Here is a 24,010-nt window from a genome sequence, read left to right on the forward strand (position 1 = left end):
AAGCTCTCCCAGGCCGTCACCGCCTGCGCCGGCGGATTCGCCACCAACGTCAAGACCACCGAGCAGCAGCTCACCGACGTCAAACCCGACCTCGCACCGCAGGGCGCCGAACAGGCCATGGCCTTCACCGCCCAGGTGAAGAAGGCCGGTGCAACCCACCCGGTCAAGGTCGTCGTCTTCCGCAAGGGCACCACCGTCGGCTACCTCACCGCCACCGGCACCCCGGGGAAGACCCTCACCTTCCCCGCCAAGGTGTTCGAGGCCCAGCTCGTCAATCTCGCCTGAGCGAAGCATGACCGGTACTACCAGCACGGGAGCGCGGCGGAGCCGCGCTCCCGGACCTGTCTGTACCCCCACGCCGTGTCGGCGTGGGGGTACAGGTTCTTCAGGAGACTACTTCCGGGGACTCGGCACGGTTATCCGAGTCGTTTCTTGGTGCGCCAGTCGCTGGAGATGACGCCGACGGGTGTGCCCTGGCGGGTGGCTCCGCCGGGGTGGAAGCGGACGATGCCGTTGTCGTGGTCGCCGATGCTGACGAGGTCGCGGTTGGTCCAGGCAGTGACGGAGAGCTGGATGGCGGTGTGGAAGGCGGCGCCGGTGCAGCCGGTAAAGACCCACAGGGCGTCTCCGGCGGCCGCGAAGACCTCCGGCAGCTTGTCGTTCAACAGAAGGGTCGTCGCCGAGATCCAGAAGGAAGGCAGCAAGAACGGTCCACAACCTCACCGTCAACGACCTCCACACGTACTATGTCGTGGCGAGGACCGTCCCGGTACTCGTCCACAACTGCAAGGTCCTGCGGTGGGACCGGGCAACGGTCAACGAGGGCGGTGTGAACGCCGTAGAGCGTTATCTCCTGCGGTTCACCCAGGGAGACCCGCTCGGCGCTCAGAACCAGGGAATGCTCGATCGCCTTCGGTCGATCTCAAGCGGAGAACTTGAGGCAACGGACTACGATCTGAAGTTCTACACCCACGAACTCCGTGAATCGGTTCTCTACCGGAGGGCCGGATACCCGACCGGAGAGCCGGAGGTCGACGCATATGAACTCTGGGACGAACTCCACACCCGGGCATTGAAGGACTACGGAATGACTCGGATGGACGGAAAGACGCAACTTTATCACCCAAGCACGGTGGTCGATGAGTGAAAACAGAATCCCTACGCGCCTCATTCTTGAAGTCGTCAGAGACAGCAAGGGCAACTGGGATACACGAAACATTGACTTCGTACTGGGGCAACGAGGCGCCCATATCGAGATGGGGATCCTTCCCGATCTGCGAAAAGTCGCCGAAAGAGGGTTGATCCGCGAGGACAACAGTGAGCCTCGTGGAACCGGTCCGCGGTGGCATCTCACCGACCTCGGATCCGCCTGGCTGAATGAGCCGAACGGCGAGGACACGTAAGAGCTCATCACAGGTCCGAAGCTCCGCCAGGATGTTCCTGGCGGAGCTTCTCCTCAGGGCGGCCGACCTGAGCAAAGGACTACCAGCGCTCGGGCGGCGGGGCCGTCAGATGGTCGGCGAGGCGGGCCAGGCGGTCGCGGAAGGCGCGGCGGCCGCGGGGCGGGAGGGGGTTGCCGTTCTCGCCCGTGGCCGCGCTGACCAGGTGCTGGACGGTGTCCAGGTCCACTTCTTCGGTGGCCGGGTGGACCGTCAGGGACTCGTGGGCCAGGGCCTGTACGTCGCGGTCGCCGCCGTCGAGGGTGAAGAGGGTCGCCCCGGCGCGGCGGGCCGTGTCGAGGTGGGTGAGGAGCATCTCCCCGGGGGTGCCGGGGGCGACCACCAGCAGGGTTTCGCCGCGGCGGGCCGCCCGTAGCCGGGCCGGGCCCACCGCAAGGTGCGGGGGGTCGCCGGGGCGGATGCGGTGGCGGACCAGGGTGGGGGACAGTTCGGGGCGGCCGGACCAGGCGGCCTCGTCGACCAGATGCGCGGCCAGATGCCACGGTTCGTACTCCTCCGTCCCCACCAGCAGCAGCCCTCCCCCGCGCGGGGTGACCGACGCCCGCAAAGCGCCCGCGAACCGCCGCGCTTCGCCCGGCCATTCCGTACCCGCCAGGACTTCGCGCAGCAGCGCGACCCTCACCGCGTCCATGCCGTATCCAGGGCTGTGCCCATGACTGTGTTCATGGCTGCGCATGCTGTACCAGGGCGGCTGCACGGATGGCGGGTATCACGGCGACTCACCCGTACGGGGGTGTCTACCTCCGAGTAGGGTCGGCCGCATGACTTCCACTGACAGCAGCAGCACCGCTCCCGCCGGCTCGAAGCCCGCTCCCAAGGACCCCTGGGAGCTGCCCGATGTGTCGGGCCTGACCGTGGGTGTCCTCGGTGGTACGGGTGACCAGGGGCGGGGGCTGGCCTACCGGTTCGCGCGGGCCGGGCAGAAGGTGATCATCGGTTCGCGGGCGGCCGAGCGCGCGGAGGCCGCGGCGGCCGAGCTGAGGCTCGGGATCGAGGGCGCCGACAACGCCGAGTGCGCCCGCCGCAGCGATGTGGTGATCGTGGCCGTGCCGTGGGACGGGCATGCCAAGACGCTGGAGTCCCTCCGCGCCGAGCTGGCCGGGAAGCTGGTCATCGACTGTGTCAATCCGCTCGGCTTCGACAAGAAGGGCGCCTACGCGCTGAAGCCGGCGGAGGGCAGCGCGGCCGAGCAGGCCGCCGCCCTGCTGCCGGACTCGCGGGTGACGGCCGCGTTCCACCATCTCTCCGCGGGTCTGCTCCAGGACACCTCCCTCGATGCCATCGAGACGGATGTCCTGGTGCTCGGCGAGTCCCGGGCGGACACCGATATCGTCCAGGCCCTGACGGCCCGGATGGCCGGGATGCGCGGGGTCTTCGCCGGGCGGCTGCGGAACGCCCACCAGGTGGAGGCGCTGGTCGCCAATCTGATCTCGGTGAACCGCCGGTACACGTCGCACGCGGGGCTGCGGGTCACCGACGTCTGAGCCCGGATGAGCCGGGCGGGGGCGGGGCAGAGCCCTGCGGGGAGGCCGGGCAGGCATCCGGGCGAGGACCGCGGGCAGGCCGGGCACATCCCGGGCGGGCCCCTCGGGGAGGTCCGGCAGGCAGCCGTACGGGGCCGGTCCGGCAGAGGTATGCCGGGGGCGGACCGGCCCGGTCCGTCAGGGGCATGCCGCCGTACGGGGCCGGGCGGGGCATGGGGGACACTGGAGCGTACGTCCGCGGCGGTCGTCCGTGCGTCCCGCCGCCGCGTACCCCGTCGTCAGCCCGCGGCCGGGCCCCCGCCCGGCCACCGATCAGGAGCCGCGCCCCATGCCCCGCCTCGCCCTGTACACCCTCGCCGTCTGTCTGCTCGCCGTGGTCGCCGCGGTCGTCTCCTTCGTCCAGGGGATGTGGCTCGGGGTCGTCTGGGTGCTGCTGGCCGGGCTGTCGTCCAATATGACCTGGTACTACTTCCGCCGTGCCAAGGCCGAGCGCGCGGAGCAGGCGGAGCGCACGGCCGGCTGACCCGGCCGGGAGCCGTTCCGCAGGGACCGGCCCCGCCCCCGCCACCGCCCCGAAAACCGGTTGCCCCCGGCAGCCGTCGGCGCGGACCATGACGCGTTGTGCCCAAGCTCTCCGCGATACTCCCCGACCTCTCCCCCTGGCGTTCGTCGCGCGATTTCCGGCTGCTCTGGTCCCAGGGGCTGATCACCTATTTCGGCAGCTTCATGGCGATGATCGCGCTGCCGCTCCAGATCAAGGACCTCACCGAGTCCCCGGTCGCGGTGGGCGCGATGGGTGCGGTCGAGCTGATTCCCCTGATCGTCTTCGGGCTGTACGGCGGTGCGCTGGCGGATGCCCTGGACCGGCGGAAGCTGATCCTGTGGACCGAGGCCGGGCTGGGGGTACTGGCGCTGATCCTGCTGGTCAACGCGCTGCTGCCGGATCCGCTGCTCTGGCCGCTGTATGTGGTCGCGGCCGGGGTCGCCGCCATGGCCGGGCTCCAGCGCCCGGCGCTCGACTCGCTGATCGCCCGGATCGTGCCGCACGACCAGCTCACGGCCGCCGCCGCGCTCAACGCACTGCGCTGGCAGGCCGGGGCGATCGTCGGCCCCTCGGTGGCGGGTGTCGTGGTGGCGTACGCGGGGCATCCGGCGGCGTACGGGATCACGGTCGGGACCTTTGCCGTTTCGGTGCTGCTGTGCCGGAAGCTGGCGCCCTCCCCGGCGGCCCGCGAGGCGGAGAAACCGTCGCTGCGGGGCATTGCTGAGGGCGCTCGTTATGCCTGGTCACGGCCGGTGCTGCTGGGGACGTACACCATCGACCTGGCCGCGATGGTGATCTCCGCGCCGATGGCGATCCTGCCGTTCCTCGCGGACGACCTGGACGCCGAGTGGTCGCTGGGTCTGATGTACGCGGCGATCGGTTTCGGTTCGGTCGTCCTCAGTCTGACCAGCGGCTGGACATCGAAGGTACGGCGGCACGGCCTGCTGGTGGTGTTCGGCGCGGCGGGCTGGGGCGTCGGGGTCGCCGGTGCGGGGCTGGTGGACAACGTCTGGCTGGTGCTGGTGTTCCTGGCGGTGGCGGGCGCCGCCGACATGCTCAGCGGCCTGGGCCGCTCCACCATCTGGAACCAGACGATCCCGGACGGGCTGCGGGGCCGTCTCGCGGGCATCGAGGTGCTGTCGTACAGCGTGGGCCCGCAGCTGGGACAGGTACGAGCAGGGGCACATGCGGGCTGGTCCGGTACCCGGCCCGCGATCTGGGCGGGCGGGGTGGCCTGTGTGGCGGTCGTCGGTCTGCTGGCGGCGGCCCTGCCGAAGCTGGTGCGGTACGACGCCTCGACGGACGAGGACGCCCTGCGCCGCCGGGCCGAGAAGGAGTCCGTGGACAAGGCCGGCGGAGAGAGCGGCGGGGAGGCCGGAGCGGCCTCCCCGGGGGACGATGCCGGGCAGCCGTCCCGGGCCCGGTCCTAGACACGGCCCAAAGCATCACCGGTACCGGGCCGGCCGCCCGCGCCCCGTGTCTCAGGTCCCGCCGTCGCCCCCGTCGTCGCCCCGGCCCTGCTTGTCGTGCCAGCGGGGGTCCGTCTCCCACTCCAGGTTCCGTTCCTGGGCGGTGTCCATCGCGTGGGCCGCCTCCTCCCGGGTCCCGTAAGGACCGAAACGGTCCTTCGCCGGGCATTCGGGGCCCTCCTCGACCTTCTTGTGCTTGAGGCAGTAGTACCACTCGCCGGGTTTCCCGGCCTGCCGCCGCTTGAACAGCGCCATCGCGTCTCCGTCCCTCTCCCTCGTCCCCTCGTCGTCGTACGCCACCATGCTGCCCCACCCCCGCTGGTTAGACTCGCTGACATGTCTGGCCAGTCGCTGCTCGTGCCCGGGGTGCTCTCCCCCACCCGCTCCGTTCCCGCCGCCATCGCGCGCCCCGAGTACGTCGGGAAACCGGCACCCACCCCGTACACGGGGTCCGAGGTGCAGGACCCCGAGACCGTGGAGCGGATGCGGATCGCCGGCCGTATCGCCGCTCGGGCGATGGAGGAGGCGGCGAAGCACATCGCGCCGGGGGTGACCACCGACGAACTGGACCGGGTCGCGCACGAGTATCTGATCGGCCACGGCGCCTACCCCTCCACCCTGGGCTACCGGAAGTTCCCCAAGTCGCTCTGCACCTCCGTGAACGAGGTCATCTGCCACGGCATCCCGGACTCCACGGTGCTGCGGGACGGCGACATCGTGAATCTGGACGTGACCGCTTTCATCGGCGGGGTCCACGGCGACAACAACGCCACCTATCTCTGCGGCGATGTGGACGAGGAGTCCCGGCTGCTGGTCGAGCGGACCCGGGAGTCGCTGAACCGCGCCATCAAGGCGGTGAAGCCGGGCCGGCAGATCAATGTGATCGGGCGGGTCATCGAGTCGTACGCCAAGCGGTTCGGGTACGGCGTGGTCCGCGACTTCACGGGCCACGGGATCAACACCTCCTTCCACTCCGGGCTCGTCGTACCGCACTACGACGCCCCGCACGCCACCACGGTCATGCAGCCCGGCATGACGTTCACCATCGAGCCGATGCTGACGCTGGGGACGCACGAGTACGACCTCTGGGACGACAACTGGACCGTGGTCACCAAGGACCGGAAGCGGACCGCACAGTTCGAGCACACGCTGGTGGTCACCGAGACCGGGGCGGACATCCTCACCCTGCCGTAACCGGCCCGGCACCCGGAGTCATCCGGAAGCGCCGGTCCGGCACCGCGGGGCACGGCTGTGCACGAATTTACCGACAGGGCGTCGGGAAGGTGTTGACTTAGGTAAGCCTAAGTAGGGAGAATCGAGCTGGCAACAGGCGTGACCGGCCGCCGGTGGTTTGTCCTGCCACAGGTCGTTCACGTGCTGTGTCGCACTTCTTCCCCTTGCCTCCCGGAGGACCGCTTTGGACACCACCGCAGCCACCCCCGGCACGCCCTTCTCCCAGCTGCTCCGCTCCACCACGCACGACAAGCACGACGAGGCCAACGCCTCGCCCTTCATCGGCCGGCTGCTCGGGGGCGGGCTCGGGATCGGCGCGTACGCCCACTACACCGAGCAGCTCTGGTTCGTCTACCGGGCACTGGAGGAGGCCGGGGAGACCCTGCGGAACGACCCCGTCGCGGGTCCCTTCGTCCGGGACGAGCTGCTGCGTACGGCCGAGCTGGAGCGCGATCTGACCTTCCTGCGGGGCGAGGGCTGGCAGGACGCCGCAACCCCGCTGCCCGCCACCGCGGAGTACGTGGCCCGGGTCGCGGAGTGCGCCCGCACCTGGCCCGCCGGGTTCGTCGCACACCACTACACCCGCTATCTGGGCGATCTCTCCGGCGGCCAGGTCATCCGGGACCAGGCGGAGAAGACCTGGGGCTTCACCCGCAAGGGCGACGGTGTCCGGTTCTACGTCTTCGACCGGATATCCAACCCGGCGGCCTTCAAGCGGACCTACCGCGGGCTGCTCGACACGGTCAACGCGGACGACCTGGAGAAGCAGCGGATCGTGGAGGAGTGCCGGCGCGCCTTCGACTTCAACAGCGCCCTGTTCTGGCAGCTGAACGAGGCGTACCCGGTCAGCGCCTGAGAAGCCTGCCGCCCACCCGGGGGCATGACGGCAACGCCCGGAGGCCGGGACCCGCATCGGGTCCCGGCCTCCGGGCGTTCGGCGTCCTCCGCGCGTTCGGCTCCTCCGGGCGTTCGGCTCCTCCGGGCGGAGCCGGGCGTCAGGCCGTCAGGCCGTCAGGCCGTCAGGTCATCAAGCGCAGGGCGTCGGCGACGCTCAGCCTGCGCGCGGGCACCGGCGCGGGCGGGGGTACGGGGGTGAGCAGCCGGGCCTGGGAGACCAGGCGCACCCGGCCGCCGATCTCGACCTCGCCGTCCGGTCCGGGCGCGGTGAGGATCTGCGAGCCCCGCCCCTGGGCGATGTTCAGGGCACGGCCGAGCCGGTCGGTGAGCAGGAGCGCGCCGCTGCCGTCGGCTTCGTCCGCCAGGTCCGCCGTCGCTGCCGGGCCGGGTGTGCCCGGGGAGCCGGGGAAGGCCCTGGCGCGGATCCGGCCGGCCCGCTCGTCCTCCCAGGCCCAGGCGTAGCGCGCGGTGCCGCCGGGCGGCGGTACGGGCAGGGCGTCGACCTCGGCCGGGGCGGCGTACTGCTCCAGGGTGTACGGCTGTGCCCAGGCCGCGCGGACGGTGATCCAGGTGAACTCCCCGTCGCCGCGGGTCCAGACGGTTCCGGCGGGCGGGTTCAGCTCCTCCAGGTCGAGCAGCCAGGCGGCCCCGACGAGGGCGTGCGGGGCGAAGGGGAGCCGGGCGCCGGGCGTGTGCAGGTCGAGGACGCCGCGCTCCGGGTCGTCGACGAACACGGTGTCGCCGCCGTCGCTGCCGCCCGCCAGGGCCGTGCGGGAGGCCGGGTCGCGGTAGGGGCGGGGGTCGCGTACGACGGACAGGGCGCTGCCGTGCCGGCCGTCGGCGGCACAGAAGACGCGCAGGACGTCGAGCTGTTGGCGTTCGTTCACCCGGGCATTGAAGCACCGGTGGCCGGTGTATGCGCCCGCTGTCCCGAATCCGTCACCAACACCACACCGGCGGCGGGGCGGCGACGGCCTGTCGGTGCCGTTGCCGCCCCGCTGTCCGGCGTTTCCGCCGCTGGGGCGGGTGCCGCCGGCCCGGCCGCGGCGGGGTGGCGTTCCCGCCGCGGCCGGGCCGTGCTCCGGTGGTGGTGTGGTGACGCGACCGCTAGGCGGTCTGCTTGCGGCGCCGCGTCACAAAGACCGCGCCCGCGCCGACCACCGCGATACCCGCCGCGGCGGCGAGCAGACCGGCGGTGGGGGCGTCCGCTCCGGTGGCGGCCAGCGAACCGCCCGTGGAGCCCCCGGCGGAGCCGCCGCCGACCGAGCCGCCCACGGATCCGCCGCCGGCGCTGCCCCCGGTCGTCCCGCCCGTCGCCGCCGAACCGCCCGAGGTGGAGCCGCCGGAGGACGAACCGCCGGAGGTCCCACCCGGCAGCTGCCCCGACTTGTCCAGCGAGACCGAGACATTCAGCGGGTCGAGCTCGACGCCCGCCTTGTACATCCCGCTGAACGCCTTGCTGCCGTCGGCGGTGAGCACGACCGGGACGTTCCGCAGGGTGACGACCTTGTTCTCGGCCTTCAGCGCGCCCGCGGGCACGGTCAGTGTGCCGATGCCCATGTCGTTGTACGTGGCGGGCTTGCCGGTGTCCTTGTCCTTGGTGGAGACGTCCGCGTGGAGCACGCCCTTGGTGCCGTCGACCTTGACCTGGAGGTCGCTGAGCCGCATGTCGAGGAGGTACTCGGCGGAGCCCGGCTTCTGGTGGCCGAGGAAGCGGACCTGGCCGTCGAAGGACGCCTTCAGGGTCTTGCCCGCGGCGTCGAAGCTGCCCTTCCCCTTGGGGAAGCGGTAGCCGTCGGCGGTGGTCTTCGTACCGCCCGAGACCTCGATTTTGCCCTGACCGAAGCCGGTGGTGACGTACTCGCGGAAGCTCTTCTTGACGCCCCAGTCGAGATTGCCGTCGACGACGGTGCCGGGGGGCGGCTCGGATCCGCCGCCGGTGGTGCCGCCGGACGTCGTCCCGGCGGTCGTGCCGGACGTCGTTCCGGAGGTCGTCCCGGACGTGCTGCCCGCGGTGGTCCCCGCCGTGGTCCCGGACGTGGTGCCGGACGTGGTGCCCGAGGTCGTACCGGAGGTCGTGCCCGCCGTCGTACCGGAGGTCGTACCCGCGGTGGTCCCGGACGTCGTGCCGGAGGTCGAGCCCGCGGTGGTCCCGGCGGTCGTGCCGGACGTCGTGCCGGACGTGGTCCCGGCGCTCGTACCCGCACTCGTACCCGCGCTGGTACCGGCGTTCGTGCCGCCGCCCGGGTTCCCGGCGATCGTCACGCTCAGGTTCACGGGGTCCAGCTCGTGCCCCGCCTTGTAGGTGAGCGCCAGGGCGGTCGCGCCCTCCGCGGTCAGCTTCGCCGGGATGTTCTTGAAGACCATCGGGCCCCGGCCGGAGCCGCGCTCGGCCTTCGAGACGTCGAGCGCCGCGAGCGCGACGTCCTCCGTCTTCTTGTCGCCCGATGTCACATCGGCGGTGACGGCGCCGTTGACGCGGTCGCCGCTGTACTTGAGGTCGGAGAGGGTGACCTTGAAGCCGCGCTTCACGGAGGTGAAGGTCACCGAGCCCTTGAAGTCGGTGGTGGTGACCGCGGTCGCCGTGTCGTAGGAGCCGGTGCCGTCGGGGAAGGTGAACGGACCGTTGTCCGCGGCCTGCCGGGCGCCGTCGGCGACGGCGATCGTGCCTTCGGCGCCGCCTGTGACATAGCTGCGGAAGCTCGCCAGGAAGCCCCAGTCCAGGGTGCCCGCCGTCAGCGGGATCCCGGCGGACGCAGCCTTTGCGGTACCGGTCGCGGCCGGGGCGGCCTCGGACGCGGCGAAGGCGGGGAGGCCGAGGGCGGTGGCGCCGAGCGCGGCCGCGGTGGCGGTCGCCGCGACGATGGCCGTACGGCGTCGTCTCGTAGCTGACATGAGGGTTCTGCTCCTGCGGTTCGGGGGCGATTCGGGGGGAGGGGGGTGGGGTCAGTCGGTGGTTCCGGTCGCGGTCGCCGTCATGCGCCTGCGGCGGCGGACGGCGTACAGGGCGATCGCGAGTGCGGCGGCGAGCACGCCCGCGCCGACGGCGATGAACACACCGGTGGAAGAGGAGGAGTCGGAGGAGGACGCGGCCGGAGCCGGGTCGGTGGCCGCTTCGGACGCGGCGGCCGACGGGGCGGCGGTGGGCGAGGGGCTTTCGGCCGCCGGTGCGCTGCCCAGGTCGGGCAGGGCCGGGAGCTGGGCCTTGGCATCGACGGTGACGGCGAGGGAGACGGGGTCCATCTCGGTGCCCGCCTGGTACATGTTGCCGAAGGCCTGTGCGCCGCCGGGGGTGAGGGTCGCGGGGGCCTCGGTGAGGGTGGCGAGGCCGTTCTTCGGGGTGAAGCCGGTGGCGGGGAAGGTGATCAGCGGTACGGCCGGGGTGGTGCGGGTGCCGTTGACGACATCGGCGCTGAGGACGCCCTTGCCGCCGCTGACCTTCGCGGTGACCTTGGTGAGGGTGAGGTCGAGATGCTGTCCGGTGAACCGCACGGCACCGGTGAAGACGGCGTCCAGGCTCTGCTTCTTCGCGTCGTACGTGCCCTTGCCGGCCGGGAAGCGGAAGAGGGCGCCGCCGTCCTGCGCACCGCCGGAGAGCGTCCACTTGCCCTGCGAGACGGAGCCGGTGACGTACTCCCGGAAGGTGCGGCGGACTCCCCAGTCGACGGCGGCGTCGCGCAGTGCGCCCTGAGCGGTGTCCTTCGCGGTGGCGCTGGGCTTCGCCTCGGGCGTGGGCTTCGGGGTCGCGGTCTGCCGGGGTTCGACGACGTCGACGCCGAGGCTGATCGGGTCGAGGGGGGTGCCAGCGGTGTAGAAGCCGGCGAAGGCGGTGGCGCCCTGGGAGGTGAGGGTGGCGGGGATGTTGTTGAGCTGTACGGGGCCGCGGCCGCCGCGCATGTTCACCCCGGAGAGGTTGAGCGAGGCGAACGGCACCTGGACGGAGTTGGTGACCTTGCCGCTGCCGCGGGCCTTGCTGACCAGGTCCAGGTGGAGGGTGCCGCGGCCGCCGGAGATCCGGACGCTGGGGTTGGCGACGGAGAGTTCGAGTTCGTTGCCGCCGTCGGGCTTGCGGTGGCCGGTGAACTTCACCCCGCCGGTGAAGCGGGCCTCGAAGGCGCCGGTACCGGCGTCGTACGAGCCCTTGGCGGAGTGGAAGCGGAACTGGCTCTTTCCGACGGTGGCCGCGCCGGTCGTCAGCCGGTAGCTGCCGTTGGCGATGGGGCCGGTGACATACGTCTGGAACGAGGACTTCAGTCCCCAGTCGAGCCGGCCGCCGGAGACCGTGCCTTCGGCCGCCTGGGCGGCCCCGGCCGGGAGCAGCGCCCCGAGCAGGGCCGCGAGCAGCACGGCGGCGAATGCCCGGGCCGGTCGGTACGGCGGCATGGAAACCCTCCTGGGTACGGGGGAGCCCGCGGACGGGCGGGGGTACGGGTGGTGGCCTTCCGCTCGGGCGCCGGGGCGGGGACGGAAGGGGGGCACGGCCGACGAAGACGGGGTGCACACCGCCTGGCCAGCAAGGTAAGGCTAACCTAAGCTATCTCCGGTCTGTCCGGGTAGCCCCCGTAAGCCCCCGTTTTCCGGGTGGCCGGGGGCGGCCGGACCCGGCCGAGAACAGCCCGGCGCCGCCCCGGCGGCGCCTCCGCCACGACGAACAGGACGGTGCCCGGTGCCATCGGACCGCAGAACTCCCCTGGTGCGTACGGCGCTTGCCGCCCTCGCCCTCGTAGTCGCCGCGGCGGTGACGGGCTGCAACAGCGGCGCCGTCTCGCCGGGCGGAGCGGCCGGAAAGCCGGGGGCGGGCGCGCCCGCCGACCGGGTCGAGCCGCTGGCGTCCGTCCCGTCGCCGAAGCTTCCGGCCACCGTGACCTCCGCGGACGGCCGGAAGGTGACCGTCACCTCCACCGAGCGGATCGTGCCGCTCTCCGGTTCGCTGAGCGAGATCGTCTGGACCCTGGGGCTGGGCGAGCGGGTGGTGGCCCGCGATGTGACCGCCACCTTCGAACAGGCGAAGGACCTGCCGGTGGTGACCCGCGGCCATGACGTCTCGGCGGAGAGCGTGCTCTCCCTCAGGCCGTCCCTGGTCCTCGCCGACACCACCACCGGCCCCGACGAGGCGATCGACCAGATCCGGGACGCGGGCATCCCGCTGATCACCGTGCCGACCGCGAAATCGCTGGCGGACGTCCGGACCCGGATCGAGGCGGTGTCCGCCGCGCTCGGGGTTACGGCCGCCGGGGAGGAACTCGTCGAGCGGACCGAGCGGCGGATCGCGGCCGTCCAGAAGGACATCCCGAAACCGGCTGCGGAGAAGAAGCCGCGGGTCGCCTTCCTCTATCTGCGCGGCTCCGCCTCCGTCTATCTGCTCGGCGGCGCCGACTCGGGTGCCGCGTCGCTGCTGGAGGCGGCGGGCGCGGTCGACGCGGGCAAGGAGTCCGGGCTGACGAAGGACTTCACCGCCATCACCAGCGAGGCCCTGGCGAAGGCCGCGCCGGACGCGATCCTGGTGATGTCGAAGGGGCTGGCTTCGGTCGACGGTGTCGACGGGCTGGTGAAGATTCCCGGCGTGGCGCAGACCCCGGCCGGGATGGACCGCCGGGTGGTCTCCGTCGACGACGGTGTGCTGCTGAACTACGGGCCGCGGACCGACCAGGTCCTGAAGTCGCTGGTGGACCAGTTGTACGGCACCTCCCAGGACAAGGGGTCCGGCGCATGACGGCCGTGACCCGGCCCGCGGCGCCTTCCCTGGAAAAGTCTCCGGGGGCTGCCCCGGCCCCCCGCAAGGGCCGCCGTTCCACCACCTGGCTGCTGACCGCGGGGCTGGCGGGCGCCCTGTTCACGGTGGCGCTGGTGTCCGCCGGATACGGCGCGTACGACATTCCGCTGGGCGATGTGATCGCCTCCGCGCAGCACCGGCTCGGCCTCGGCGGCCGGCCGCTGGACCGGGTCGGCGAGAGCGTGCTGTGGAACGTGCGGCTGCCGCGGGTGGTGCTGGCGCTGCTGGTCGGCGCCTCCCTGGGCTGCGCCGGGGCGCTGATGCAGGGCGTCTTCGGCAATCCGCTGGCCGAGCCCGGCATCATCGGCATCTCGGCGGGCGCGGCGGTCGGCGCGGTCGCCTCCATCGCGCTGGGCCTGAGCTTCTTCGGCAACTGGACCATCACGGTCTGCGCGTTCGCCGCCGGGCTGGCGACGGTGTTCCTGGTCTACTTCATGTCCCGTTCCGGCGGGCGGACCGAGATCGTGACGCTGATCCTCACCGGGGTGGCCGTCAACGCCTTCGCGGGCGCGCTGATCGGGCTGTTCGTCTTCTTCGCGGACAACGCGCAGATCACCCAGATCACGTTCTGGCAGCTCGGTTCGCTCTCCCAGGCGACCTGGCCGAAGGTGCTGGCGGTCCTGCCGTGCACCCTCGCCGGGCTGCTGGTCGCCCCGCTCTACGCCCGCAGGCTGGACCTGCTGGCGCTCGGCGAGCGGCCCGCCCGGCATCTGGGCGTGGATGTGGAGCGGCTCCGGATCACCATGATCCTGGTGGTGGCGCTGCTGACGGCGGCCGCGGTGGCGGTCGCCGGGATCATCACCTTCGTAGGGCTGCTCGTACCGCATCTGCTGCGGATGGCGAACGGCCCGGGGCACCGCTTCCTGGTGCCCGGCAGCGCCCTCGGCGGCGCGCTGATGCTGGCGGCGGGCGATCTCGCGGCCCGTACCGTCGCGGAGCCCGCCGAACTCCCCCTCGGTGTGCTGACCGCGCTCTTCGGCAGCCCGTTCTTCTTCTGGCTGCTCCGCAGGACCCGTCGCAGGCAAGGTGGTTGGGCATGAGGACACCGTTGTTCGCCGTACGGGAGAGGCAGCTCCCGGCCCGTCCCGAACCGGGTGACGTCCTTGCCGAAGCGAGCGGGGTACGGGTCCGGCTGGGCGGCCGCGAGGTGCTCGCCGGAGCCGATCTGACCGCCCGCTCCGGCGAGGTGCTGGCGCTGGTCGGCCCCAACGGCGCCGGCAAGTCGACGCTGTTCGGCGCGCTCGCCGCGGATCTGGTGCCGGACGCGGGCACGGTCCTGATCGCGGGCCGCCCGTCCGGCTCCTGGGCGGCGCGCGATCTGGCGCTCCACCGGGCGGTACTCCCCCAGTCGTCGGCCCTGTCCTTCCCGTTCCCGGTCGCGGACGTGGTCGCCATGGGCCGGGCGCCGTGGGCCGGGACCGTACGGGAGGACGAGGACGAGGCGGCGGTCGCGGAGGCGATGCGGGCCACCGAGACCGAGGAGTTCGCGGACCGCCCCTTCTCCGCCCTCTCCGGCGGCGAGCGCGCCCGGGTCGCGCTGGCCCGGGTCCTGGCCCAGCGGACCGCGCTCCTCCTCCTCGACGAGCCGACGGCCGCGCTGGACCTCCGCCACCAGGAGCTGGTCCTCCGTATCTGCCGGGACCGCGCGGCGGCGGGCGACGCGGTGGTCGTCGTCCTCCACGACCTGGGCCTCGCGGCGGCCTACGCGGACCGGGTCGCCGTCCTCAGCGGCGGCCGCACCGAGGCGGCGGGCCCGCCGCGCGAGGTCCTGGACGCGGAGCTGCTGACGCGGGTCTACCGGCAGCCGGTGGAGGTCTTCCCGCATCCGCGGACGGGGGTTCCGGTGGTGCTGCCGGAGCGGGGGTTGTGAGGGGCGGGCGGGGCGGCATCCGGCGGGCGGACGGCCGGGCCCGTCCCCGGGTGGGGGCGCCGGCCGGGAGGACACCGGTCTCCTCGAACGGGCGGGCACGGATGGCGGGACGAGGCAACCTCCGGGACCGATGATCCCTCTCTTCTGCCGAAAGATCATCGGGGGAGCAGACAGAGCGCGGGAGGGAGAGCCGGTACGACCGGGCTCGTGCCCGCCGCGTACGCGGCGGTGTCCACGGCACCGGCGTCGGTCCGCGCCGTACGGACCCGGAGGATTCGGGACCCGGTCCCGCCCCGGGCGGACCACAGCACGCCCCCGGTGAATGCGGTCGTTCTCTTACCGAACTGGAGTGTGCAGATGTCCCTTGGCCGTCGTGACGTTCTGAAATGGGGAGCCGGTGCCGGTCTCGCCTCCGCCGCGGTTCTCGGCATGCCCGGCCCGGCCCATGCCGTAACCAGGGCCCGGCACCACTGGATGGGCTATGTCACCAGCGGGCGGCACCTGACCGCCATGACCCTCCCCGGCACCCACAACTCCTGCTCCACCAGTGGGGGATTCATCGCCCAGTGCCAGGACTGGGACCTGCCGACCCAGCTCAACAAGGGCATCCGGTTCCTCGACATCCGCCTGAACGGCCTGGCGGGAACCGCCAACGAAATGGGCCTCTACCACGGCCCCGTCTATATGTCGAAGCGCTACCAGGACGTTCTCAGGGACTGCAAGAACTTCCTTCGCAGCAACCCCAGTGAAACCATCGTCATGCGCGTCAAGAACGAAAACAGCGGCGGCAACAAACTCGGTACGGAGGAGTTCAAGCGCCGCTTCAACTGGCACCTGGACGACCCGTCCATGGGCTTCCGGTCGCTCTTCTGGACCAACCCGGTCTGGCCCACCCTGGGACAGGCCCGCGGGAAGGTCGTCCTCCTTACCAACTTCACCCATGACTGGGCGACCCTCAAGTGGGGCGACCACTGCAATATCCAGGACCAGTACGACGTTTCGGACGATGCGAAGCGAAAGGCGATCGTCGCGCATTTCGACAAGGCCTACTTCGACCACAGCACGGAGAAGATGTTCATCAACTTCACCAGCACCGCCAAGGGCCCCATCCCCAACCCCTCCATGGGGGCCCAGAAGATCCTCGGGAGCGTCGGCGCGTACCTGGAGCCCAGAAGTACTCAGCGGGCCCGTTTCGGCATCGTACCGATGGACTTCCCCAACTACGCCCCCCGAATCGTAGACCTCCTGGTCGACAAGAACTTCGTCTAAGGGCTGTCCCGTCAACCCCCCGGCGGGCGCACGACGACAGCTACGGCACTCCCCCTGGGCCTGGCGGCCCGGGTGGTACCCCCACGCTGCGTTGTCGAATCGCCCGAATGCACCCAGCATGAGGGCGACGCTCCGCCTTGCGATGCACCGCATCTGACGCCGCGCGCTGATCCACCGGGGATTACGGGACAACCCTTGGGGCGCGGGTGACGCCGTGATGCCGTGGTCATCCGCCGGTCCCGAACAGGTCGTGGCGGGCGCCGGACCACTGAGTGATCCACGGCATCACTGAGCGGTACCGGCCAGCAGCCAGCGCCGCACCGGGACCTCCAGCAGCACGCGTCCGCGGCCGGGGCGTTCGGGAGCGGTGACGTCCCAGTCGTACTTCAGCCGGAACGCGGTGACGATCTCCGGCGGGAAGCCGTCCCGGTGCAGTGTCGCGGTCCCCTCGGCGACGACGGGGTACCGCCCGTCCTCCAGGGCCAGCGACACCCTCGGCTCGGTCCGCAGATTCCTGACCTTGACCGAGCCCTCGTCCGAGCCGATCCACCAGGTGCCGCCGGTGTGGACGAACCAGACGGGCGTCATATGCGGGGACCCGTCCGGCCGCAGGGTGCACAGCCAGACGTTCCGCTCCTCGGCGAGCCGCCGCCGGACGTCCCGGGACAGCTCGTTCGCGTGTTCGTGCATGCCCTCATTGGAGCAGGTCGGGTCCGGGGAGCAGTTCGTCGGGTACGGGTCCGGGGGTGAAGGCGGTGGCGTGCCGCGGGCAGGCGTACTGCACGATGCCGGGCCCGCTCGCCTGCTGGATGTATCCCACCTCTACGGCGGCGGGTGAGGTGTGTCCGCAGACCACGCAGGGGCCGCCGGAGGGTGGCGGTACGGGGACGGTGAGGCCGTCGCGGGTCATCGGGGCGTGGTGCAGACGGCCCCGATGGCGCCCCGCGCGGCCGCCTCGACGGTCATGGGGTCGGTCCCGGCCGCGATGCGCCGGAAGGTCTCGGCGCGCCAGCCGCGGGGTAAGCGGGCGAGTCGTTGTACGAGTTCGGGCGCGTCGATGCTGCGGAAGTCCGCGTACTCCGGCCCGGGCGGCGACTCCCCCTTGGCGGCGTACGCCTCCGCTTCCGCCAGCGCTTCGGCGAGGGTGCGGCGCGCGGGGTCCCGGGTACGGGCGGCCCGGTGCAGCTCCCGCAGCACGGCAGCCCGCCAGACCACAGGTAGCTTCCCGAACCGTGCGAGCTGCTCGACCGCGAGCGCAGCGTCCCGGGTCCGGGCGGGGTCGGCCTCGGGCCACCGGGCGGCCGCGTCGGGGTCGCAGAGCACCGCGAAGTGGGCCACGTCCATCACCAGGGCGGTGATCCGCGGCCCGTACTCCTCCGCGCGAAGGTCCACCGGCCACGCCCGCCGCAGCGCCCGCCCGTCCGCGACCGCCCAGTGCAGCGCGGCGCGGGAGTGCGCGGGAAGCAACTCCCACACCCCGGACACCTTGAGCACATCCCACACCTGCGGCCCGACCCCTCCGGCCACCCGGGCCACCACGGGCCACTCCCGCACCCGCCAGCAGGCCAGCACATCCAGCGCCTGCCGCAGGCCGTCCAGCCCGGAACCCTGTGATTGCTTTTCCGTCACTGTTGTCAGCGCTCCCTCTCACCCTTCCGGTAGCTCTTTTCACTTGAGAGAACCGCGCCAACCGATGCCCGGGTAGCGTCGACCGGGGTGGCAAACCCTGGTACTCGGGACGGCGGTTCGGGAGGACGGTCGAAATGCGGCAGGGTGAGACACGTAGGAATCAGCATCTGGCCGATGTGTTCGAGCGTTCGGGCATGTCACAGGGGGAACTGGCCCGCCGTGTCACCGCCAGAGCGCGCCTTTGCGGGCTCCGGCACGTGAACCCGGACGCCAGCAATGTGCGGCGCTGGCTGCAAGGTGCGCAGCCGCGCGACCCCCTGCCGGGACTGATCGCCGGTGTATTCTCCGAGCACTTCGGTCATCGCGTCACCACATTCGACCTTGGCTTCGGGGATACGCCCGATCTTGACCGGCCGCTGAACTACAGCCCATCGTTCACCGAGACGGTGGAGTCAGTGACCGAGCTAGGGAGAGCGGACATGGACCGCAGGAAGTTTCTCGCTGCGTCGCCGTTCGTGGCGGCAGCGGCCGTTGGGCCTTCGCGTGACTGGCTGCTGGCAACGCTCGACCAGGAGCCGTCGGCCGGGCCACGGGTTCGGCTGGAGGATGTGACCGACGTACGGAACATGTTCAGCCGGTTTCAGGAGATCGACGTCATGCAGGGCGGCGGCTCCGGCCGTCTGCTGCTGACCCGGTACATGAACACCCATGTGTATCCGCTGCTCCGGCGCACGCACGCCGAGGACGTGCGCCGTGCCCTGTGCGGCGCGGCTGCCGAACAGACGTATCTGCTGGGCTGGATGGCCTTCGACTCCGGCGAGCACGGAACAGCCCAGCGGTACCTCATCCAGTCCCTGCGGCTCGCGGAGGAGTCCGGTGACGTACGCCTCGGGGCCCATGTGCTGGCCGGTATGGCCGACCAGACCACCGTCCTCGGGAACCCCGAAGAGGGCCGAAGGCTGACCCAGGCAGGCCGCCAGGGTCTGAAGGGCGCCGAATCACCGGCCTGTCTCGCGGACCTCTGGGCCCTGGAAGCCCGTGCCCTCGCCGCCCTCGGGAACGAGTCGGGGGCCGCGCGGGCCATCGTCGAATCGGAGCGGGCCTTCGAGCAGGTCGTCCCAGGGGCCGAACCCGAGTGGGCGCGGTTCATCGACGGCGCCTATCTGCACGGCGAGTACGCGACGGCCCTCCGCGACCTCGGGCGGGCGGCGGACAGCGCCGAGCACGCCCGTGAGTCCATTACCCATGCACAGGCCCAGAACCGGGCCCGGCGGGGCGCGATGTCCCATGCCGTGCTGACGGTTTCCCATCTTCAGAACAGGGAGCTGGAATCAGCGCACGCAACCGGAGTGCGGACGCTGGAGCTGGCGCGCCGGGTGAAATCGTCCAGGAGCACAGAGGCCGTCCGGGACGTCCAGCGCCGGATGATCCCCTTCGGCCGTCACCCTCTGGTCGCAGACTTCAACGAACGGGCCCGGCACCTGCTGGCCGCCTGAACGGCCCGGCGCCCCGGGCCGCGCCTGCGCGCGGGCTCCGGGGCGCCGGGGTTCGGACCTGGGGGTCAGCGTTCGAGGAGGGCGATGCGGATGGCCCGTTCGACATGGGCCGCGGCGTTGGCGTGGCCATCGGCGTTGGGGTGGACCAGGGTGACGCGCTTGCCGATGAGGCCGCAGTTCAGCAGGGTGCCGGGGAGGCTGGAGGGCCAGTAGTCCGGGGCGTCGCCGCAGAGTCCCTCGACCCACTTGGTGTCCGCGGGCTGACAGGCGTCGTGGCCGACGCTGGAGTTGTAGATGTCGACGTAGCGGTCGCCGAAGAAGTTCGTGACCCGCTGGATCGTGCTGTTCAGCGGCTTGAGGACCTCCTCACGGAGCCAGTCGACGTCGGGGTGTGTGATCGGGCCGAGTTCGGTGAGGGAGAGGCGGTTGCACTCGCTGCCCTGCTCGGGCAGGACCGCCGGGTAGCCGACGGTGATCACCTTGGCGTTGGGCGCGGCCTGGTGCACGCGGGCCAGCATCTCGATGTACTCGTCCTGGACCCGGGCGAGCTTGTCCTGGATGCTCTCCTCCCCCTCGGGCGGGTTGGTGTAGTACTCGCGGCAGGACTTGCCGACCGCACCCTGTTCGAGGCACTTCAGGAGCATGCCGCCGAAGGGCAGGCTGTTCCCGCCGACGCCGACGGTGACGATGTCGGTCGCGTCGCTCAGCGCGGCCCGCTTGATCTGCGGGTCCACGGCGGGCCAGCCGTCGGCGGGCGGCTGGACCGGGCTGATCGGCGTCTGCTGGGTCGTGGCGATATCGGTGATGGTGGCGGCGCCGCAGCTGACGTTGGTCAGGTTGACGGGCTTGCCCGGCGGGAACTCCGCCAGCTCCCGGTCGACGACACCGGGGTAGGCGTCGCTGGTGCGGTCGCAGCCGTCCCTCGACGGGTCACCGAGCGCGGGCTGCGGGTCTCCGGCGAAGATGCCGGCGGTGTACGAGTCGCCCAGCGCGGCCCACTCGTACTGATCGGCCGCGCCCGCGGCGCCGGAGGGCGTGAGCGCGGCCGCGGCCAGCACGAGCCCGACGGCCAGCGCTCGTGTGCGGAGACGGGAGACAGGGTGTCGCATGGATCCTCCAGGATCGGCAGATGACGCCCGGGTTGGGAACACGACGCCGGACGGACAGCACCTCGCCCAAGATCATCTGCGGCATCGGTCCCCCGCCGGGTGAACCGGCACAGCAATTCCCCGATCGGGCTAATTAGTCAGATCCTTCGCACCGCCCCGGCCGGCCCGGGCGGTAGGCGGTCCCGTACTCGTGCCGGGCCATCACGCGATACCGCCGCGCCCGCCGTCGTACCCCTGTGCGATCATCGGCGCGTCCCCGAACTCCGCCCCCCACCAGGCGATGCGTACGCGCCGCGCTGTCCGCGAGCCGGGACACCTCTGCCCCACACCCGGCTCCGACCCACGGGGGAACCCATGCCCTATCCGCCCGGCTCGGTGACCAGACCGGCGGCGTCCACCGCGCTGCTGCTGGCCCTTGCCGTCCTGGTATCCCTGCTGCTGCCCACGGGCGCCGCTTTCGCCGCGGAGGAGCCCGTCGCGGCGGCTCCGGCGCCGGCGGCCGCCACGCCCCGGCTGCCCTCGGACGCGGTCCCGCCGCCCGGCGGGAGGACCGAGGCCAAGCCGTCGCTGGGGGGCAAGAAGCCCCGGGCCGCGAAGGCGCCGGAGCAGAGCAGGAGCAAGGCCGCCGGAGAGTCCGCCCGGGAGTCCGCAGGGAAGGCGAAGGCGTTGGCCCGGGCCGAGGCCGCGGGGGCGCCCGTCGCCGCGGACTGTCCCGTACTGCCGCTCGCGCCCTTCGGTGACCCCGGATCGGCCGTCGGCACGGCGACCGTTCCCGCGTCCGGGAGCGTCTGCTTCACCTTCACCGCCGAGCGGACCGGTCTGCACCGGACCCAGACCATGAGCCCCGCCGGAGCCATCGGAGTGGGCTGGATCCAGGTCTTCGACGGCGGGACGCTGCTGAACTGCGAGATGGGCCTGTGCGACCTCCCGCGGACCGGCGTCTTCACGCTGCGGGTCACCAACACCGGCTGGGAACACCACGAGCTCCGTACCTCCGTCGTCCCGGTTGCCGACGGCACCCCGGGCTGTCTGCCGACGGCGAGCACCTCGCTCTCCGCCGCCCCCGTGACCGGGTTCTCGCCCTCCCCGCTGGCCGTGCTCTGCCAGCCCTTCGACGCCCGGCCGGGTGACCGCCTCCACTTCACGCTGAAGAACGACCGGTACGGCGAGGCCATCAGCTGGATCGCCGATTCCCGCGGGGCCCACGCCTGCGCCGAGGGGCCGAGCACCTACGAGAAGTGCGTACTCGCCGGGACCGGCCCGTACCGCCTGATCGGTGTGGTCTCGCAGTCCGAGGGCGGCTTCCCCGCCCCGTACACCCTGCGGGTCCAGCGGCTGAACCAGCCCGAGGGCTGCCAGACCGTACCGGTGAACGCCTACGGCTCCGCGCCGACGGCGAGCACCCCGGGCACCGGCTGCAAGACGTTCACCGCCACCGGCAGCGGCCGGTACGAGGTGTACGGCGTCAAGGACGGCATCCGGGCCGTGGAGACCTTCGTCTACGACAGCTCCGGGATCGGTGTCTGCGGAGAGTACGGGCAGACCTGCGAGCTGACCGCGGGCGCCACCTACACGGTGCACACCTACGACGACACCCTGGTCCTGGACACCGCGGCCGGTACCGGCTGCCGGGCGGTCCCGGCCGGCAACCACCGCGGCACCCTCGCCGCCGGGGCGGTCGACTGTCTGACCCTGCCGTTCGCCCGGGGCAGCTCCCTCGCCCTGAACCAGGCGTACGGGACGGCCGAGGTACGCGGCGAGCTGATAGTCCGCGATGCCACCGGCGCCTGGCAGTGCGACTGGACCACGCTCAGCAGCGGCTCCTGCAAGCTGACCGGGACGGCACCGTTCCGGGCGCTCGTCTCGGCCGACCCGGACGGGGAGCTGCGCTCGGGGCCGTACACGCTCTCCGCGATCCGTACCAACGACCCCTCGAAGTGCCGGGCACTGCCCGCGGGTGACTTCACCGACCGCAGCCCGTCCGCCGCGGTCGCCACCGGGAACGGTTCCTTCACCGACTGCCTCTCCATTCCCGCGACGGGGCACAGCTCCAACGAGATCCTCCAGCTCAAGACCCTCACCGGGTCCTCGCTGGACACCGATGTCCACCTCATCGACACCGACGGCAATCTCGCCTGCTCGGTCGAGGGTTACTGGGGCGGCTCCTGGCAGTCCTGCGCGCTGCAGCCGGGCAAGGCGTACACCGTCCTCTTCACCGGTATCGACCGGCCGTCCACCCACACCCTCACCCGACGGGACGTCACCAGCACCGCCAAGGGCTGCACGGTGACCCCGGCGGTGCCCGTCACCGGCCAGTCCACCGCGGGCAAGCCCGTCGCCTTCGGCTCCCTGACCTGCCACCGGGTCACCACGACCCGCGCGGACGACGCCCTGCACCTCAATGTCCGTGATGCCAAGCGGGCCATGGCCTTCTACGTCTACGGCTCGCAGACCGGCTGGCTCGACTGCGGGCGGCACCGGGCCTGCGGGGCGACCGGCTCCACGTCCTACCAGGTGGTCGCCGGCCAGCAGCCCAACACCCAGTTGCCCGCCGCCTACCGGGTGGACGCGCTGCGCTTCCGTACGGGTGCAACTCCGGCCCCCGAATGCGCCAGAGCCGGGTACGTCACCTACGGCTTCGGGCCGGTCACCGGCACCCTCGACGCGCGGCGGTCGGCGTACTGCGTGGCGCTGCCCACCGCCTCGCACGACACCTTCGACGTGATGGCCGGCTCCACCGGCGTCGGCTACGGGACCGCCGTGCCCGCGCTCTACACCAAGACCGCGGCCAATACCTGCACCATCTCCGGCACTTCGGTCTACAACTGCTCCGCCGCGGTCGGGAGGTACGGCACCCCCGAGCCGAGCGTCCTGGTCCTCGGACTGCCGGAGGATCTCACCGAGACCGTCTACAGCCTCCGTATGGAGTGCACTTCGACGCGGTGCGGTACCGACCGGCCGGGCTTCACCGGTGTCGCCCCGGCCGCCGGGGCGACCGGGTCCCTGGTCACCCTGAAGGCCACCGGTACCGCCCTGCACCCGGGCGACCGGATCCTGCTCACCTCCGGCGTCCACCGGATCTCGGCGGCCACGACGTCGGTCTCCGCCGACGGGCGCACCCTCACCGCGCTGCTCGACCTGAAGAACGCCGCCACCGGGGTGTGGAGCATCAGCTACCTCACCCACAACGGCTACGAGTGGCCCGCGGGCTCCTTCACCGTCACCCCGCCCGCGCTGAAGAACACCAAGGCCCCGGCGGTCGGCGGCAGTGCCAGGGTCGGGGCGAAGGTGACCGCGGGCACCGGCACCTGGTCCCCCGCGGCGGCCTCGTACACCTACCAGTGGCGGGCCGACGGGAAGAACATCTCCGGGGCCACCGCCGCCGCGTACACCGTGCCGTCGACGCTGCTCGGCAAGAAGCTGAGCGTCGCGGTGACGGCCAGGCGCACCGGCTACACCCCGGGGACGGCGGTGTCGGCGGCGTACCCGGTCGCCAAGGGCATCGCGCCCAAGGCAACCAAGCCGCCCACCGTCTCCGGTACGCCCAAGGTGGGCCGGGTGCTGACGGCGAAGCCGGGGACCTGGTCGCCCGCGCCGACCTCGTACGCCTACCAGTGGTACGCGAACGGGAAGGCGATCGCCGGGGCGACGAAGGCCACGCTGAAGCCCGCCACCGCGCAGCGCGGGAAGAAGATCACCGTGAAGGTGATCGCCCGCCGGACCGGTCATCTCGACGGGTCGGCGGTCTCCAAGGCGACCGGGGCCGTGGCGCGCTGA

22 protein-coding genes and 1 pseudogene are annotated in these 24,010 nt (G+C 71.8%); 13 read left to right on the top strand and 10 right to left on the bottom strand.

All coding sequences use genetic code 11. The annotated features are described in order from the left end of the window. A pseudogene (locus ACWDR0_RS16250) lies at positions 1-285 on the top strand (hypothetical protein); the annotation flags it as partial. A gap of 131 nt (positions 286-416) precedes the next feature. Here the strand turns inward: ACWDR0_RS16250 and ACWDR0_RS16255 are convergent. Next, the gene (locus ACWDR0_RS16255) at positions 417-704 is read right to left on the bottom strand and encodes a hypothetical protein (RefSeq protein ID WP_456352332.1); all 288 of its coding nucleotides are present in this window, start codon (positions 702-704) and stop codon (positions 417-419) included. 47 nt (positions 705-751) lie between these two features. On the opposite strand from ACWDR0_RS16255, the gene ACWDR0_RS16260 reads away from it, so the two are divergent. After that, positions 752-1,147: a hypothetical protein gene (locus ACWDR0_RS16260; protein WP_456352333.1), complete on the top strand. Its 396-nt coding sequence runs from the start codon at positions 752-754 to the stop codon at positions 1,145-1,147. 335 nt (positions 1,148-1,482) lie between these two features. Here the strand turns inward: ACWDR0_RS16260 and ACWDR0_RS16265 are convergent, their stop codons facing one another. After that, positions 1,483-2,091: a hypothetical protein gene (locus ACWDR0_RS16265; RefSeq protein ID WP_456352334.1), complete on the bottom strand. Its 609-nt coding sequence runs from the start codon at positions 2,089-2,091 to the stop codon at positions 1,483-1,485. A 130-nt stretch (positions 2,092-2,221) separates the two neighbouring features. On the opposite strand from ACWDR0_RS16265, the gene npdG reads away from it, so the two are divergent. The 3 genes from npdG (at position 2,222) to ACWDR0_RS16280 (ending at position 4,918) form a co-directional block, all read left to right on the top strand. Beyond that, positions 2,222-2,944, top strand: coding sequence for an NADPH-dependent F420 reductase (npdG, locus tag ACWDR0_RS16270; protein ID WP_456352335.1), 723 nt, complete (start codon positions 2,222-2,224; stop codon positions 2,942-2,944). A 328-nt stretch (positions 2,945-3,272) separates the two neighbouring features. Then, positions 3,273-3,467, top strand: coding sequence for a hypothetical protein (locus ACWDR0_RS16275; RefSeq protein ID WP_456352336.1), 195 nt, complete (start codon positions 3,273-3,275; stop codon positions 3,465-3,467). 98 nt (positions 3,468-3,565) lie between these two features. Continuing rightward, on the top strand, positions 3,566-4,918 hold the full coding sequence (locus ACWDR0_RS16280) for an MFS transporter (protein ID WP_456352337.1): 1,353 nt from the start codon (positions 3,566-3,568) through the stop codon (positions 4,916-4,918). A 51-nt stretch (positions 4,919-4,969) separates the two neighbouring features. On the opposite strand, the gene ACWDR0_RS16285 is transcribed toward ACWDR0_RS16280, so the two are convergent. After that, positions 4,970-5,212: a hypothetical protein gene (locus tag ACWDR0_RS16285; protein WP_456352377.1), complete on the bottom strand. Its 243-nt coding sequence runs from the start codon at positions 5,210-5,212 to the stop codon at positions 4,970-4,972. Between the two features lie 81 nt (positions 5,213-5,293). On the opposite strand from ACWDR0_RS16285, the gene map reads away from it, so the two are divergent. Together map and ACWDR0_RS16295 are read left to right on the top strand one after the other, a co-directional pair. Beyond that, the gene (gene map / locus ACWDR0_RS16290) at positions 5,294-6,151 is read left to right on the top strand and encodes a type I methionyl aminopeptidase (RefSeq protein ID WP_456352338.1); all 858 of its coding nucleotides are present in this window, start codon (positions 5,294-5,296) and stop codon (positions 6,149-6,151) included. A gap of 223 nt (positions 6,152-6,374) precedes the next feature. Beyond that, positions 6,375-7,046, top strand: a complete 672-nt coding sequence (locus ACWDR0_RS16295; RefSeq protein ID WP_456352339.1) for a biliverdin-producing heme oxygenase — start codon at positions 6,375-6,377, stop codon at positions 7,044-7,046. 163 nt (positions 7,047-7,209) lie between these two features. Here the strand turns inward: ACWDR0_RS16295 and ACWDR0_RS16300 are convergent, their stop codons facing one another. The 3 genes from ACWDR0_RS16300 to ACWDR0_RS16310 form a co-directional block, all read right to left on the bottom strand. Beyond that, complete coding sequence (locus ACWDR0_RS16300) at positions 7,210-7,974, bottom strand: PhzF family phenazine biosynthesis protein (RefSeq protein WP_456352340.1); 765 nt, start codon at positions 7,972-7,974, stop codon at positions 7,210-7,212. Positions 7,975-8,194: 220 nt separating this feature from the next. Next, complete coding sequence (locus ACWDR0_RS16305; RefSeq protein WP_456352341.1) at positions 8,195-9,982, bottom strand: HtaA domain-containing protein; 1,788 nt, start codon at positions 9,980-9,982, stop codon at positions 8,195-8,197. A gap of 51 nt (positions 9,983-10,033) precedes the next feature. After that, on the bottom strand, positions 10,034-11,470 hold the full coding sequence (locus ACWDR0_RS16310) for an HtaA domain-containing protein (protein WP_456352342.1): 1,437 nt from the start codon (positions 11,468-11,470) through the stop codon (positions 10,034-10,036). 310 nt (positions 11,471-11,780) lie between these two features. On the opposite strand from ACWDR0_RS16310, the gene ACWDR0_RS16315 reads away from it, so the two are divergent. The 4 genes from ACWDR0_RS16315 (at position 11,781) to ACWDR0_RS16330 (ending at position 15,999) form a co-directional block, all read left to right on the top strand. Continuing rightward, positions 11,781-12,800: a heme/hemin ABC transporter substrate-binding protein gene (locus tag ACWDR0_RS16315; protein WP_456352343.1), complete on the top strand. Its 1,020-nt coding sequence runs from the start codon at positions 11,781-11,783 to the stop codon at positions 12,798-12,800. Further along, positions 12,797-13,900, top strand: coding sequence for a FecCD family ABC transporter permease (locus ACWDR0_RS16320; RefSeq protein WP_456352344.1), 1,104 nt, complete (start codon positions 12,797-12,799; stop codon positions 13,898-13,900). The genes ACWDR0_RS16315 and ACWDR0_RS16320 overlap by 4 nt, the downstream gene beginning before the upstream one ends. Next, on the top strand, positions 13,897-14,730 hold the full coding sequence (locus ACWDR0_RS16325; RefSeq protein WP_456352345.1) for a heme ABC transporter ATP-binding protein: 834 nt from the start codon (positions 13,897-13,899) through the stop codon (positions 14,728-14,730). Before ACWDR0_RS16320 ends, ACWDR0_RS16325 begins: the two co-directional genes overlap by 4 nt. Positions 14,731-15,087: 357 nt before the next feature. Next, a complete protein-coding gene (locus tag ACWDR0_RS16330; protein WP_456352346.1) occupies positions 15,088-15,999 on the top strand; it encodes a phosphatidylinositol-specific phospholipase C in 912 nt (303 codons plus the stop codon). 285 nt (positions 16,000-16,284) lie between these two features. On the opposite strand, the gene ACWDR0_RS16335 is transcribed toward ACWDR0_RS16330, so the two are convergent. The 3 genes from ACWDR0_RS16335 to ACWDR0_RS16345 are packed head-to-tail and all read right to left on the bottom strand — an operon-like array spanning position 16,285 to position 17,628. Next, a complete protein-coding gene (locus tag ACWDR0_RS16335; RefSeq protein ID WP_456352347.1) occupies positions 16,285-16,689 on the bottom strand; it encodes a TIGR03618 family F420-dependent PPOX class oxidoreductase in 405 nt (134 codons plus the stop codon). A gap of 4 nt (positions 16,690-16,693) precedes the next feature. Continuing rightward, on the bottom strand, positions 16,694-16,909 hold the full coding sequence (locus ACWDR0_RS16340; protein ID WP_456352348.1) for a hypothetical protein: 216 nt from the start codon (positions 16,907-16,909) through the stop codon (positions 16,694-16,696). Next, positions 16,906-17,628, bottom strand: a complete 723-nt coding sequence (locus ACWDR0_RS16345) for a hypothetical protein (protein WP_456352349.1) — start codon at positions 17,626-17,628, stop codon at positions 16,906-16,908. Before ACWDR0_RS16345 ends, ACWDR0_RS16340 begins: the two co-directional genes overlap by 4 nt. Positions 17,629-17,762: 134 nt before the next feature. On the opposite strand from ACWDR0_RS16345, the gene ACWDR0_RS16350 reads away from it, so the two are divergent. Further along, complete coding sequence (locus tag ACWDR0_RS16350) at positions 17,763-19,124, top strand: transcriptional regulator (protein ID WP_456352350.1); 1,362 nt, start codon at positions 17,763-17,765, stop codon at positions 19,122-19,124. A gap of 65 nt (positions 19,125-19,189) precedes the next feature. On the opposite strand, the gene ACWDR0_RS16355 is transcribed toward ACWDR0_RS16350, so the two are convergent. Then, complete coding sequence (locus ACWDR0_RS16355; protein ID WP_456352351.1) at positions 19,190-20,233, bottom strand: SGNH/GDSL hydrolase family protein; 1,044 nt, start codon at positions 20,231-20,233, stop codon at positions 19,190-19,192. 354 nt (positions 20,234-20,587) lie between these two features. On the opposite strand from ACWDR0_RS16355, the gene ACWDR0_RS16360 reads away from it, so the two are divergent. Continuing rightward, positions 20,588-24,010, top strand: coding sequence for a cell surface protein (locus ACWDR0_RS16360; RefSeq protein WP_456352352.1), 3,423 nt, complete (start codon positions 20,588-20,590; stop codon positions 24,008-24,010).

This window comes from Streptomyces sp. NPDC003691 (assembly GCF_053981115.1).